Raw genomic sequence first — 14657 nt, forward strand, 5'->3', positions numbered from 1 at the left:
GCGGTTCTCCCCCCGTGCCAATGCGTGAAAACGTACAAAAAAGCACAAATACTCAGGAGCACTCTCAATTATGTTTAAGAATGCATTTGCTAACCTGCAAAAGGTCGGTAAATCACTGATGCTGCCCGTTTCCGTACTGCCCATCGCAGGGATCCTGCTTGGCGTCGGTTCGGCAAACTTTACCTGGCTTCCAGAAGTGGTTTCCCATGTTATGGCAGAAGCGGGCGGTTCCGTTTTTGCTAACATGCCTCTGATTTTCGCTATCGGTGTTGCGCTTGGCTTCACCAATAACGATGGCGTGTCTGCGCTGGCGGCAGTGGTTGCCTATGGCATTATGGTGAAAACCATGGCCGTGGTTGCGCCGCTGGTGCTGCATCTGCCTGCGGAAGAGATCGCGGCGAAACACCTGGCGGATACCGGTGTTCTCGGCGGGATCATCGCGGGTGCGATTGCTGCCTACATGTTTAACCGCTTCTACCGTATCAAGCTCCCTGAGTATCTGGGCTTCTTCGCCGGTAAGCGTTTCGTGCCGATCATCTCTGGTCTGGCTGCGATCTTCATGGGCGTGATCCTCTCCTTCATTTGGCCACCGATCGGTACGGCTATCCAGACCTTCTCCCAGTGGGCTGCTTACCAGAACCCGGTTGTGGCGTTTGGTATCTACGGCTTCATTGAGCGCTGCCTGGTACCGTTTGGTCTGCACCACATCTGGAACGTTCCTTTCCAGATGCAGATTGGTGAATACACCAACGCGGCAGGCCAGGTCTTCCACGGCGATATCCCGCGCTATATGGCAGGCGACCCGACCGCAGGTAAACTCTCCGGTGGCTTCCTGTTCAAAATGTACGGCCTGCCGGCTGCTGCGATTGCCATCTGGCACTCTGCAAAACCGGAAAACCGTGCCAAAGTGGGCGGGATCATGATCTCCGCCGCGCTGACCTCGTTCCTGACCGGTATCACCGAGCCGATCGAGTTCTCCTTCATGTTCGTTGCGCCGATCCTCTACGCAATCCATGCGGTGCTGGCAGGTCTGGCCTTCCCGATCTGTATCCTGCTGGGTATGCGTGACGGGACCTCCTTCTCGCACGGTCTGATCGACTTCATCGTGCTGAGCGGTAACGGCAGCAAACTGTGGCTGTTCCCGATTGTCGGCCTGTGCTACGCGGCAATCTACTACACCGTGTTCCGCGTGCTGATCAAAGCGCTTGATCTGAAAACGCCGGGCCGTGAAGACGCAACCGAAGATTCTAAAGCTGGCGCAACCAGCGAGATGGCTCCGGCGCTGGTCTCCGCCTTCGGTGGTAAAGAGAACATCACTAACCTCGACGCCTGTATTACGCGTCTGCGCGTGAGCGTGGCCGACGTGGCGAAGGTTGACCAGGCTGGCCTGAAGAAACTGGGTGCAGCGGGTGTGGTGGTTGCAGGTTCGGGCGTTCAGGCAATTTTCGGTACTAAATCCGATAACCTGAAAACCGAAATGGATGAGTACATCCGCAACAGCTAATTTGCAGTCTGGGGAGACTGAGGGAGCCGCAAGGCTCCCTTTTTTATTGCTTACCTTTTGGTAATTCATGCCCTTAAGGCGTAATCACTATGATAAGTAATAAATGGAGGCTAAGCTTTTCATACCTGTCTAATGCTGAAACAGAGAGTAATTTGTATGTCTCAACCAACACTATTTACCCCGCTACGCATCAGGAATCTGGAGATTGAAAACCGGATCGTGATCGCACCAATGTGTCAGTACTCTGCTGAAGAGGGATGCATGACTGACTGGCACGTGATGCATCTGGGACAGCTGGCGCAATCCGGTGCGGGTTTACTGACGATTGAAGCCACCGCCGTCTCCCCTGAAGGGCGCATCACCTATGCTGATGTCGGTCTCTATGATGATAAGTCTGAGGCAGCCATGGCCCGGGTGCTTGATGCGGTCCGTAAATGGTCGGATATGCCGATTGCGATCCAGCTGGCTCACGCAGGACGGAAAGCATCGACCTACAAGCCGTGGGATAAACAGGGCCAAATCGCGCCTGACCAGCAGGGCGGCTGGCAAACGTTAGCGCCTTCCGCCGTTCCCTACAGCTCGGGCTATACGCCTCCTACAGCGCTGGACAGTGCCGGGCTAGACGAGATCCGCACCCAGTTTGCCAATGCCGCGAAACGCGCTGCCAAACTGGATATCGATCTGATTCAAATTCACGCCGCGCATGGCTATCTGCTGCATCAGTTTCTGTCGCCGCTATCGAACCAGCGTACCGATGAGTACGGCGGCTCGCTGGAGAACCGTGCCAGATTCCCACTGGAAATTTTTGACGTAGTTCGGGAAGCCTTCCCGGCAGAAAAAGCGATCAGCGTGCGCATCTCCGCGACCGACTGGGTTGAGGGCGGATTCGATATTGCAGAGGCCGTGGCGTTTGCCAAAATGCTTGAGGCGCGTGGGGTTGATGCTATCCATGTTTCCAGCGGTGGTCTCCATCCCGACCAACAGATCGATGTCTATCCGGGCTATCAGGTTCCGCTAGCAAGAGCGGTGAAATCTGCGGTGAGCATTCCGGTTGTGGCCGTTGGACTGATCACCGAGCCGCAACACGCCGAGGCAATCGTCTCGAGCGGCGATGCAGATATTATCGGGATTGCACGCACGGCGCTGTACGATCCGCGTTGGCCCTGGCACGCTGCGGCGACACTGGGTGCACAGGTGCGGGCCGCCAGCCAGTACCTTCGTTGCCAGCCGCATACGCTTAAAAACCTGTTTAAGTCCTGACACAGCAGGTGGGGGCAACCCGCCTTTTCAGAGCGGGTGTGGTTGAGATGAGATAACCTGGAATTACGTGTACATCACTCAGGCCCTTATTGCGGGGCCTGCTTGAGTAACAGTTGCGCGACCTGTCGAGCATCGTCAGCGGCTGATCTATTTCCAGTTGCTGGGTCAGCGTGAACATAGCCAGAATGCGCTCCTGCGGGGTATCCGCCTTATTACGTTCTGCCCGTAAGATAACTACTCATTCCCAGGGACACCAGGACCAATCAATGTAGCCCTTACCTGAGGAAGACTCTGCGGATAATTTTGTTGAATAAACTCAATCATTTTTTCCCGCACGTGACAGCGTAAATCGAAGGCCATAGGTGAATTTTGCGCCGTCATTAACAATCTGATTGTCATGCTCTTTTCAGTCGTATCGGTAACCTGGAGGACCTGCGTTTGTTGATCCCAGAGTTTTGTTTCACTGAGCACCTTTTCAAAGTGTTTTCGAAGAGGCTCTAAGGGCATCGAATAATCCAGATAAAGAAAAACAGAGCCTAAAATTTGTGCATTGTTACGCGTCCAGTTTTGAAATGGATTTTCTGTAAAGTAGGTAATCGGTAAGACCAGTCGGCGCAGATCCCAGAGACGCACTACAACATACGTCAGGTTTATCTCTTCAATCCAACCCCACTCTTTTTCAACCACCACAGCATCATCGATTTTTATGGGTTGCGTAAACGCTATCTGAATTCCGGCAAACAAATTGACAAGCGATTTCTGTAGGGCAAAACCAATTATTATTCCGGCAACCCCTGCACCGGCCAGGATGGTCGTGCCAAATTTTCTAACGCCAGGGAAGCTAAGTAGAATCAGTGAAAGACAGAACGTCACAAGCACAACAATAGCGACTTTCTTAACATACATTATCTGAGTGCGAATTTTGCGGGCACGAAGATTATTCGATATATTAATATCATAACGTATGAAAAGCATATCCTGTGCAACATTAATCAATCGAATCAGCACAGAGCAAAATGACAATATAATAAATATATTGATTGCAGTTATAATAAATAGAAAGGATTCAGGTTGAATGTGGACATAATTAACCCCTATGCGTATTAACAGCAGAGGAATGAAAAGAAACATTGATCCACGAAGGTGTTTCTCCAGTGATTTGAATAGCTTTCTGTCGCGACTCTGCCAGTAGCGGATGAATCGTAGAAGTATAAATCTCGCGAGAAAACCTACCGCGAGCGAGAGAGTCACGACCAATACCGCAGGCACCCATGTCGGCGCGACAGATAACTCACCAAATAAAAAAGACATTGTTTCCCCTTATATCCTGCCAACAACCCTATATTATTTGTTCGGTAAAAATCTTTCATCTTACTCTTGAAGCTAATCACTATATTAGCCTGCTTTACGCGCATTTTTAGAAGAAAAGGATGAAAATCTTGCCTGTAAAACTTAACGAGGATGTGTAACGTGCTGAGTAGTAAAGGAGCCTTTATTTTGCGACAGCGAGGCGTTATGCGTGGCGCGCCGCAACATAGAGAGAATGGACGCAGTAGAATGGCCGTGGCGCTTGAGGCTTTTTGCCTCATAACGTTGAGGTGGTAAAGATGTGGTGAGGCAGAAAGAAGAAAGCCCCGAAGGTCATTTTTCAATTAACCAACGAGGCCTACTCTATGCCTGGACAACATCAGAGTAGCCGTTTACCCGCCGCAAGGCGGAGAAGAAGGCTATTGTTAACGCCAGGCTGTAATATCCCCTTTAAACCATCCTAAAATGTCCCCGTCGATTTTTCGGGGATATTTTTCATGCGCAAAGAGACAGTTACAATGAGCTATAAGGAACTCGACAGGCTTCAGATTATTCAGGGCTCTGTGAACAGACATATTACTCAGGAGCAGGCAGCATTGCGTATGGGTATATCTGTTCGTCAGGTTAAAAGACTGGTGAACCGGTACCGAAATGAAGGACCTGCCGGTCTGGTTTCTCGCCGTCGCGGGAAGCGACCCAATAATGCATTTACTCCTGAATTCAAAGCGGCTGTTATATCTCTCCTGAAAGAACGTTACTCAGATTTCGGTCCCACTCTTGCCGGTGAGAAACTGCGCGAGGTTCACGGCTTATCTCTATCAACTGAAACACTCAGAAAGTGGATGGTGGAGGAAGGGTTGTGGCGGGAACGTCGGCGTAAAATTGCCCGAATCTACCAGCGCCGCATGCGTCGTCCTTCGTACGGCGAACTGATCCAGATTGATGGGTCTCCTCATGACTGGTTTGAGGCACGAGGTCCGCGATGTACCCTAATTGTCTTTATTGATGATGCCACCAGTGCCCTGATGGCGCTGCGCTTCGCCCCGCGGAAACGACCCGTGCTTATATGGAGACGCTCCGGGGATACCTCACAGATCATGGGGTACCCCTGGCTCTCTATTCGGATCGGCACAGTATATTTCGCGTAAATAACCCGGAGCGCGAAGGGGAGCTGACCCAGTTTACCCGGGCGATTAAGATCCTGCGTATAGAGCCCATTCATGCCAACACGCCTCAGGCAAAAGGTCGCGTTGAGCGGGCAAACCAGACGCTCCAGGACCGGCTGGTAAAAGAACTGCGCCTTCAGGGGATCAGCGATATCGAAACGGCAAACGCATGGTTGCCGGAGTTTATTGAAGCGTATAATAACCGCTTTGCCACCGCACCCCGTGACTCTGCTAATGCCCATCTCGATGTACACCATTCGGAAGAAGAGCTGAACCATATCTTCAGCTATCAGGCGAAACGAGTTCTCTCAAAAAACCTCACCTTTCAGTACAAAACCAGTGCGTTCCAGATACGCAGTGAAGGGCGCGGTTACCGGCTCCGTAATTCAGTTGTTACCGTGTGTGAGAGTTTTGAAGGAGAGATTGCTGTTCTGTATGAGGGCAGGGCACTGGGCTGGGAAAAATATGTCGACGGACCTGAACCCATACCTCTTGACGACGAAAAAAGCGTCCACGAGCGGGTGGACAGGGCCCGGGTAAATCTGCGCTCAAAATACTATGTCAAACCTAAAGCAGATCATCCCTGGCATACCCGCAGAACGCAAAGTCATGAACAGGCAAAGCCGCCACGATTACCTGCAAGGAAATCGGATATGGATAAACCGGACTGAAACTAAACGCACAGGGTTGAATGCATACAAGGTCAAAGCGTAGATAACTGTGCTGTGTTTCTGACGTTTTTGTTTGGGTGGTAGCCACTATTTTAACGGTAGCGCGTCAGAAGAGCACTCAGCTGGTTATAGCAGTAGGTTTCTCGCAAGGCAGGGTAGAAGCGTATCACTGAACTGAGATGTGATGAATTCGGAATGCATCGTTAGGTGATGTTGTGAAGACAATCACCTGACGATATTTCAGACTACCGAGTCTTAACTGCTGTTCCATCATATCGTAGTAGTGGTACATCTTTTTACCTGTATCGAGCTCAACAATATACAAGCCAAGTATAGATTGACCAATAACTGGGGTAAATGCAATTTTCAGCACCTGAAATTTTGCTGCAAAATTGAGTAGATAAGGTGATGGGAAGTTCGGACGAATCACCCCATCACTGAGGGATAAGTGACCTTTGAGGACGACATCTCCAACGACATAATTCCCTACATCTACCTCATGGAATAGAATGCGGGCACGCGAAGAGGAGCTTAAGTGCCTGACCGTTAAAATTTGCTCGGCTCTCCTCTCTGGAGTTAGTAGCTGACTCATAGCCAAATCAACGCTTTCCTTTAAAATTCCCAACTTATATGTCGCTAATGTGTGTTGATCATAACTGAACTTATTTATGCTAGGTGCCTTAGGGTAGAGAGTTTGCCGATCAAAGCCCCGTTGATTGTATTGTAAAGTATCGAAGTGCTCACCAATTGACCCAATATAACGAGCATTCACCGTCATAGTATTCAACCGGGCAACTCCCAAATAAAGTGATGCTAAATTCTTAGCTCGATCTTGCGAAGTGGGGAGTGGACCAAAGCCTAGTGAACTATAGAACCTCCAGATGGCTTTTTTGTCGCGAAATCGGTAGTCATTTCGTTTAACAATAGATAGATAAGGCTCTAATACCATTTTACGGTCGAGCCAGTTATTTCTTTTTAGAGCAAAACCCCAATTGAAACCCGCATGTATAAGCCTCTGTTCGTTATTTTTTTGGTATTCAAGTGAAGTGTGGTACTCAGGACCACAGCAGGTCACCATGCCGACTTGATTGTTACTCAGATAAGTTCGAACCAGAGCATTGAGAAGTTGAAAATAATGAGGCTGGACGACTAAATCATCCTCAAAGAAAAAGGCGTATTCTGCCTGGAGTTCTTCAAATACAAATCGCTCAGCACGGTCATAATTTAGAGCGATACCAATATTTTCCCGATTAGAGTGTACCACTCCCAAAGGAAAATACGATTGAAAGAGTTGGACGCACTGATCAGTTAATGCAATTTCATCTTGCTCTAGTCTCGGCCCGTCCTGAAACAAATGATATGTAAATTGGTGATGTTCAACAAGATCTTGCTGACTTAGGCTATCTAATACTGTTTGTAGATATTGTGGGCGATTATAAGACAAAATCACAACAGGCACTTCATTCATCAATCAGCACCTTGTGTAGGACTCTGGTTTGATTGAGTGTATTGTGGAACGCCAAGCGACCATGCAGAGAAGAGTGATTATCCACTATTAATCCATCACCAGCCTCAAGCTTGATTTTGAGTACATTTTTCTTGAGTTCAGCTACAAATGCTAACCAAGCATCTAGAAAATATTGAGAACGCACCTTCTCAATACTGCGGTAATTGTGAGGGACACGAATAATATCGTTAGAGTAAATTTGATAGGTACATCGATTACCAACTTTTTCATGGGCTACGCTTTCCTTATTTAAAACCTCGAGGATATGTGGTGACACACATCTACTCACATTGCCAATCAGTAAAGACTCTCCTCCAACAGGGGCCGGACTCTCACAAAATAATAAGAGATAGCGTGGAGGTACAGGGCTCCAGAAAATATCAGTATGAGGTGGTACCAGGATGTTTGAATGCTCTACTGTCCCTGCTCCCTGAAACTTTATAGTTTTGGTAGAAAAAATCTTATGGTGAGGTAAGTACGACCTAAGTGTCGAAATATTGCCCACATCTTTCAAATGCACCCAGCCCTCTACGGCTAACCGTTCCGATATATTCACTTAGAAGCCTTAGTTGTATGAATGCGATATAAATATCTTGGGCTATCTTCAGGAATATTATCTCGCCCATGCAACATTCGTTTGTTATCAACGAATAGCGCCTCGCCAGGCTTTAGTCTTAATATAACCTGTTCAGCATGAGAAATTGACGATTCAAGTGCCTGAAGTGCAACTATTTGTGTTTCACTATAATTATCAAGTAACAACCAACGTGTATAGTAGATCTCATCTGACGTTGCACCTGGTCTTAAAATAGGATAAATATCTGTTTTAAAACGCTTATAAAGTGGAAAGCCAATGTGCGTTTTACGGAGTATCTCGCGGGTACTTTCGGGAAGGGATTCAATTAGTGGCTTACAATCAATCAGAACACTGCTACCTACATGCGGATCTTGTCTAATGCAATACCAAGCTACGGTGTTAACCAGTGGTGAATCTGTATGAGGGGACAAGGATTCTGGCTTGTTAAACTTCAGTTTCGACTCATTATTTAATTTAATATCAGATATGGTTTTTACACTACCAAGATGCTCGTTAATATCTACATATTGCTCAAAGCTTAACTCCTGCTTAATGTGGCAATAACCATGTTGTTGCAACTCGCCTTCAACATAAGTAGCGAGTTGATCCACACTCTTCATCTTTATAGATTGTGGTTTCGGCTCATTTACAGCTAGCATTTTTATTATCTCGATAACTTGCTCTTTTGATTTTCCTTCACTGAACACCAAGCGAGCAGGTAGCGAATACAATAAAATCGTTTCTGTAATTTCAAATCGCTTAGAGTAGGAGTTAAAAAAAGCTTGGCTATTCTCTAACAGAGCTTTACTTGTAACTTGATTCCGTTCGTAAGATGGCGTTGGGACATGGTGAATATAACGTCCATAGTTATCATAGCACCAGCTTTGATACTCATAACTAAAAGTTAAAAACTGGTGCCAGAATTCATCGATGATGCCCGACATCATAGCACCATGGCCAGTTTCAACCCAACGTTCAAATTCTTCAAATAGGTAGTATGGATTATCCTCTATAAGTTTCAGAATCGTAGGGTGAGTCGTCTTTCGAAGGACTTTTAACGTACGTTCACACACCTCCCGAATCCGATAAGACTTAACGTAGTGTTCAGGTTTATCAGCATACTTTAGAAAGAAATTGTCCGCTTTAATGAATGGATGTATTTCTTTGGTGAGATCGCTGTATTGTTCAGGCAGATAACCAGGCAGGTAATCCGATAGTTTTTTTGGAAGATTTCCCTTTGATTGATAGACTGCGAAGCTTAATTGTTTCAAAATCATGGCATATCCCTGATTATTGCCTGGAGTAGGTCGCTTGAGTGAGTTATCGATCCCAGCCGCAATCATTGCAGTTGCTGTGACACTGATTGCATTCACTGCTCTCCGTATTTTCAATCATTGCACTAGCAACTGAATCCAAGTCAATGTTATGAGCTTGCTTGATTTCTTCAACTGTGTTTTCCATCTTTTAGTACCTTAAATTTTATTCATATAGTGACGGAAAGAATCTATACAGCATTCTTTCACTTAGTACCTAAGAGAATCTTCGATTAAGCCTACATTCCCGTATAGACATAAAGCGCTCCCTCAGATTCAAAGACGGGCTGATTTTAAATATATACCCTTTTGTTAGATTATAATATTTTGTTCTCAGATTCAACCAGCAAACTAATGGCGAATTTACGGTTTTCTGGAAGACCGGTCTTGAACGAGATGGTGAGCTGAAAGTCGATTTGGGGAGCTGTACGATACGCTTCCTGCACAACATAGGCGGTAATGGACATCAGTTCGGGTCAGTAAAAGTGCCATCAAAAAAGCGCATGCAATGATGAACATCTTTGGTAATCACGGAAAGCAAGAAGTCTTAATACTTGCATATCTCTAACAGCAAACGTATGCACTTGATGACTACGCAGGTCATCGCCTTTAATGAAATATCTTTGCTCCAAAATTCCGTTCTAACCGCGAGCAGCATATCTGGCATGGGCCATCGGGGAACAGGTCAGCGGAAACGGCTGAAATTATCCCGCATTACGCTGGCACCAGCTTAGGGCTGGCGACCAGCTTGAAGGGAGCTTCAGCTATTGGTTTCTGAAGAAAGCGGTCCTTGAAAGGGTCATTTGCGTCTGGCAGTCGACCATTTTCTTGACTTCAGCATCTGTTCCCTGCATTGAAACTTTGCCGCACATGGCATCCTTAGTTTTGATCCACTGGCGCTGAGAAGGTAGTAACTCTTTTTTCTTCGCCGGCGTTAACGTGCTCCAGGTGGTATTCAAATCAGAGTCGGCATTCGCAAATGCCATTCGGGACTGATCAAGGCTGCCAGCTTTTTGTTGCTGAGGCTGCTGGTAGGATTGTTGTGGAATGGTTTGCTGAACCTGCTGCTCTGCCTTTTCTTGCGCCTGAAGCTGTGTCTGCCTCTCAATTTGCTGATCACGCTCATACTTCGCCTGTTGCTGCGCCCTGAGTTGTGCCTGTTGTTCCGCTTCAATTTGAATCTGCTGGGCATCCTTAGCCTGCTGGATTTTCTGCTGCTCAACGATCGGGTTGATGATGGAAAGCGATGTCAGTGCAGCGGCACCCACTGATATCGGATTATCAGAAGAGGCTTTTACAAAAACGATTTTTTGATCGTCGGTCGCCTGCGCGGTGTAGGAGATGCGTTTTGAAAAGGCGTTTGCGTTGTTATCCAATGACAGGCTTTCCATTTGCTTGTCGAGATTACGGTTAAAGTTCTTTCTGTAAGCATCAGAAAGCTGGGTGTAGTCGTTGGCAGGTAAGGTCATCGTCACGGTCCCTTCACAGGTTTTCATTGTGCTGCCCGTGTCACTTGAGGTTGTGGAAATTTCAGAGATGACCAGTTTGATCTTGTCTAAAGCGCTTCGTTTGGTCTGATTAGTGACGTCAGGGTATTTGTCGACCTGTTCAGAGAGTCCTTCATAAGCAGATTTTTTTAATAAATCCATGAGAGCTGACTGGGTCATTTCAGAGGAACAACCGATCACGTCTTTTTTGTTATCACAGCCTGTAATGGCAACGGCGAGTAAGAGTGCTGAGTATTTTAATCTCATGAGTTCCCTTTAGAGTAAGGATTGGCTTTTGAGAGGCGGCCTGTAATCAGTCCGGAGGGCTAAAGTAAACAGCACTGACACTGAACGCATCACAAGCAAGGACCAAGGTGATATCGGCAAAAGCTGTGAAATCTTTAATTCAGCTGATGAGAAAGGTATGCGCAGGGTACTGTAACAATGATCCCGAAGCCGGAAAACTGCAAGGCAGGTTCTCGCTGCTGAACTTAATAAAGGTCAGGGTAAAGCCAGCGCAGGCGCACCGTTTATGACCTTTCATCTGTGCTAATCCACACAGCCGTTCAGATCGGTGGTTTCTTCGCTGGTGTATTTGTTATGGCGAGTCTCATTTGACCTAATCCTACTTATCACCTTTATTAAAAAGGGGGGATTACTCCACCTCCGCGGAACACGATAAGAATTTCATTGAAAGTTGTTCTTGGCTCATATGACCTGCTCCCTTCAAAGCAATGCAGACCGAGCTTAGAAGCTTCCGTTTTTGGCACTAAGTGGACATTCATTGCTTTAAATCTGACTGTAGCTACTTAATCCATCCTTCCTGTTTTAGATAGTGCTGCTTTGATTTTGGTGGCATCCACCGCGGCGCAATCCTGCGGCAGGATGGAATCGAAGCGGGCGCATAAGGCGTTAACCAGGTGTGCGTGGCGAGGCGAGGCGAGGCGAGGCCTACTTGCCGATCACCACTAAGCGCATCGGCAGTTCCGGGCGTTTGATCACGGCGTCGTGATACGCGGGCATGATGAATGAGCAGATAAGACTCAGACTTATCTGCTAAAAATATCAGCTTCTGATGGTTGTTAAGCTCCTGCCCGGATTCAGGAACCTTGCTGACTTATTTATCTCACTGGTTTACCTCTGTACGAAACCCGCTGCAAGGCGCAGACAGCTCACCAGCTATATGACTGGTTCCGTGATGAGATAGGCATTGAGCTACGCGCCGAGCATGGCGATTACCAGCTACAGAGCTGCAAAATTCGGCCTGCGATTGTAAAAGAAGACTGACCGCCTCCGGGCGGTTTTTGCTTCCTTTTACATTGAGTAGCCTAAGCGTTCTCATCTGTATCACCAAAATTAGTAGGATTTTCCTTAGGTTGTTGCTTTGCTGTGTTACATCTTGTAATGATTGTTGCGCCTTAAATAACAAGCACATAACCATGAAAACCTTAAAAGGGATTAGCAGCTTATTACTGCTGTTATCTGCACACAGCAACGCAGCCTGGCAAGAGCGCGAGCTCAACACCTGGTATGAGAAAGACAAAGTTTTATACGACATCACGCAAACTGTCGATGACAATCCTGTAATGATAAGCATCGCTCAGGCTGACTATAAAACAGCTAATCTTGCTGTTTCGTATATGTCTAATGGAGGATGTTCAGACCATACCCAGTCGCTAAGAATTAATAACACCATTGTGCCTGCTGCTTATAAGTGTGTACCGGTGGGGAAGAATAAAATTGAGCATTACATTGTCGATGACGCTGATAAGGTCAACGCCCTTGTAGGGCATCTGGAATCAGACTTTACGGCAGTGATTCAGGGAGACATCAAAGTCTGGGCGGCCAATATCAAGTCGCCGAAGTACGGAATGGCCCCGAAATTTTGACGGAACTGCTGAACGTAAACCGCCTACGGGCGGTTTTTTATTGGTAGCAAAACGAGAGGCGCTATGTCAGTAGAAGGCAGCTATAACCCGGGCAAGCTCCGCGAAGGTGGAACAAGCAGACCGATCGTAAATAGCAGGCATTACACAGAGGCATCCCCGGGGCACTTGATTATGAAAATTACGAGGCCCTATCATTTTTGAGGTATAGGAATAATCTCAGGCTGGTGATATTAAATAACCACAAAAAAAGTGGAGATCTGGTCTTGAAAATTTTAGGGTTAGATGAGCAAAGAACACTTCGTGGGAGTGGAGTGTTGAAGTTTTTTGAGCTTGAGCGCGTTCCAAATAGTGACTGGGTTGAGATATTTGAAAGCCTGTTCACTCAGGAAAACGAGAAGACGTGGGTTGAAGGATATTGCCTAGTCACTAGTTGCCCCACGAGTGAGGTGCCAGCCCGCCTCAAGCTGATTGAGGAAAAATGCGTTTTGGCGAATGAGCTTTTAAAGAAACGACTTCCTTCTCTGTAGCTCATCAACTTTGAAGCCGCCTACGTGAACTGCACCCAAACAGTTGGATACCCAACGAAATAAGGTGCAGTTTTTTATGAGCAAATATTCTCTCAGCTTTAAGCTTGAGGTTGTGCAGCACTATCTTTCCGGACCGGAAGGGCAGAAAGCGACTGCAAAACGTTTTGGTATCGATCACAGTGCCGTTCGTAAGTGGTTTCCCTGCACCTGACGGTGGGAGAGGAAAGCATGGTTGTAAGAGAAGGCTGTTCGGCAATAGCCCGGACTGATGAGCCGCACAGCTATGCCTGCGCGGGAGATGACGCACTGATTTTTACCATGACGGTGAGCGAAAGGGCGCGATAAGAAAAGGAATGGCGGACTATACCGCCATCCCGTAAAGCGTCAGGACGCCAGTTTCATCATGATGAGACCGGCTACGATTACTGCCGCCGCCAGTATACGCATCAGCGAGGCCGCCTCTCCCAGAAAATACAGCCCTGCGATAAACGAGCCGACTGCACCGATCCCGGTCCAGATGGTATAGGCCGTCCCCAGCGGCAGCGAGCGCATCGCGGTCGCCAGCAGTACAAAGCTGGCTATCATGCCGGCTACGGTTACAGTCGTGTACAGCGGCCGCGTAAAGCCTTCAGACAGCTTCATTGAATACGCCCATACCACCTCAAGTACACCTGCGGCAACCAGTAATAACCACGCCATAGTTACTTCTCCTCTTAATCACCGGGTCGTCCCGTCAGAGGCCATCATTGTGCACGGGTCGTCCCGACACGGCCGGAATTTGGCAGACAGGTTTTCTCATCCCTGTGCAGCGGCAAGCCGGGCTGCAAAACCGATAAACAGCAGCCCTGTGAGCGAGTTGCCCAGCCTGACCAGGCGTCTGCGCGTGCCCAGCCAGCGGGCAACAGCTGCGCCGGCCAGCAGTAAAAACGTCATCCATGACAGACTGATCAACTGCAGCACTGCGCCCAGCAGGCTGAACGCGGCGGCGCTGTGTGCCGATGATGGATCTATAAACTGAATAAAAAAAGAGACATAGAACAGAATTGACTTCGGGTTCGTTATGCTCAGCATAAACGCCTTAAGAAAGTAGTTTTCTTTCCTGATCGCCGGTACGTTACCGGCTTCCCGGGGCTGATGCAGGGCGGACCAGATGATTTTTATGCCAAGCCAGCTCAGAAAGAGAGCGCCCAGGTACTTGATGGCGGTGAAAACATGCGGGCTCGCCTGGATCAGAGTGGCTATACCGGCCCATGCCAGAAAAATAAGGAACACGTCCCCGAGCACAACGCCGGCGACGCCCCGGTACGCGGCGCGTATTCCGCGGCTTATTCCCGTGCGCAGTACGTACAGGCTGTTGGGACCCGGGACCATTACGATAACCAGCGCGCCGGCGAGAAATGTCCAGAAATTGACCACGCCATAGTCATGAAACATTTGTTACCTCTCTT

General features: G+C 47.9%; 10 protein-coding genes and 3 pseudogenes. 5 read left to right on the top strand and 8 right to left on the bottom strand.

Going from position 1 to position 14657, the window contains the following annotated elements; all coding sequences use genetic code 11:
* The first annotated feature begins 70 nt into the window (after positions 1 to 70).
* Positions 71 to 1504: a PTS glucose transporter subunit IIBC gene (gene ptsG / locus RTP97_RS00350; RefSeq protein ID WP_312210807.1), complete on the top strand. Its 1434-nt coding sequence runs from the start codon at positions 71 to 73 to the stop codon at positions 1502 to 1504.
* Positions 1505 to 1660: 156 nt separating this feature from the next.
* Positions 1661 to 2764 (top strand): NADH:flavin oxidoreductase/NADH oxidase, encoded by a 1104-nt coding sequence (locus RTP97_RS00355; RefSeq protein WP_312409814.1) that lies wholly within the window; start codon positions 1661 to 1663, stop codon positions 2762 to 2764.
* Positions 2765 to 2998: 234 nt separating this feature from the next.
* On the opposite strand, the gene RTP97_RS00360 is transcribed toward RTP97_RS00355, so the two are convergent.
* Positions 2999 to 4075 (bottom strand): mechanosensitive ion channel domain-containing protein, encoded by a 1077-nt coding sequence (locus RTP97_RS00360; protein WP_312409817.1) that lies wholly within the window; start codon positions 4073 to 4075, stop codon positions 2999 to 3001.
* Between the two features lie 494 nt (positions 4076 to 4569).
* On the opposite strand from RTP97_RS00360, the pseudogene RTP97_RS00365 reads away from it, so the two are divergent.
* Positions 4570 to 5909 (top strand): annotated as a pseudogene (locus tag RTP97_RS00365) (ISNCY family transposase).
* A 166-nt stretch (positions 5910 to 6075) separates the two neighbouring features.
* On the opposite strand, the gene RTP97_RS00370 reads toward RTP97_RS00365, so the two are convergent.
* The 5 genes and pseudogenes from RTP97_RS00370 to RTP97_RS21390 all read right to left on the bottom strand — a co-directional run.
* Complete coding sequence (locus RTP97_RS00370; RefSeq protein ID WP_312409822.1) at positions 6076 to 7377, bottom strand: glycosyltransferase family A protein; 1302 nt, start codon at positions 7375 to 7377, stop codon at positions 6076 to 6078.
* Positions 7370 to 7972: a TauD/TfdA family dioxygenase gene (locus RTP97_RS00375; RefSeq protein ID WP_312409825.1), complete on the bottom strand. Its 603-nt coding sequence runs from the start codon at positions 7970 to 7972 to the stop codon at positions 7370 to 7372. Before RTP97_RS00375 ends, RTP97_RS00370 begins: the two co-directional genes overlap by 8 nt.
* Complete coding sequence (locus tag RTP97_RS00380) at positions 7969 to 9366, bottom strand: TauD/TfdA family dioxygenase (RefSeq protein WP_312409827.1); 1398 nt, start codon at positions 9364 to 9366, stop codon at positions 7969 to 7971. Before RTP97_RS00380 ends, RTP97_RS00375 begins: the two co-directional genes overlap by 4 nt.
* Before the next feature lie 704 nt (positions 9367 to 10070).
* Positions 10071 to 11060 carry a lysozyme inhibitor LprI family protein gene (locus RTP97_RS00385; protein WP_312409829.1) on the bottom strand — a complete coding sequence of 330 codons (990 nt, stop codon included), beginning with the start codon at positions 11058 to 11060 and terminating at the stop codon, positions 10071 to 10073.
* Positions 11061 to 11614: 554 nt separating this feature from the next.
* Positions 11615 to 11816: pseudogene (locus tag RTP97_RS21390) on the bottom strand (VapC toxin family PIN domain ribonuclease); the annotation flags it as partial.
* Positions 11817 to 12232: 416 nt separating this feature from the next.
* On the opposite strand from RTP97_RS21390, the gene RTP97_RS00390 reads away from it, so the two are divergent.
* The gene (locus tag RTP97_RS00390) at positions 12233 to 12682 is read left to right on the top strand and encodes a hypothetical protein (protein ID WP_312409831.1); all 450 of its coding nucleotides are present in this window, start codon (positions 12233 to 12235) and stop codon (positions 12680 to 12682) included.
* Positions 12683 to 13285: 603 nt separating this feature from the next.
* Positions 13286 to 13405 (top strand): annotated as a pseudogene (locus RTP97_RS00395) (transposase); the annotation flags it as partial.
* Positions 13406 to 13593: 188 nt separating this feature from the next.
* Here RTP97_RS00395 and RTP97_RS00400 read toward each other — a convergent pair.
* Positions 13594 to 13908: a multidrug efflux SMR transporter gene (locus RTP97_RS00400; protein ID WP_312409833.1), complete on the bottom strand. Its 315-nt coding sequence runs from the start codon at positions 13906 to 13908 to the stop codon at positions 13594 to 13596.
* A gap of 96 nt (positions 13909 to 14004) precedes the next feature.
* Entirely contained in the window at positions 14005 to 14643 is a 639-nt protein-coding gene (leuE, locus tag RTP97_RS00405) for a leucine efflux protein LeuE (protein ID WP_312409835.1), read from the bottom strand.
* Positions 14644 to 14657: the final 14 nt, after the last annotated feature.

The organism is Pseudescherichia sp., assembly GCF_031998825.1.
Taxonomy (GTDB): Bacteria; Pseudomonadota; Gammaproteobacteria; order Enterobacterales; family Enterobacteriaceae; genus Pseudescherichia.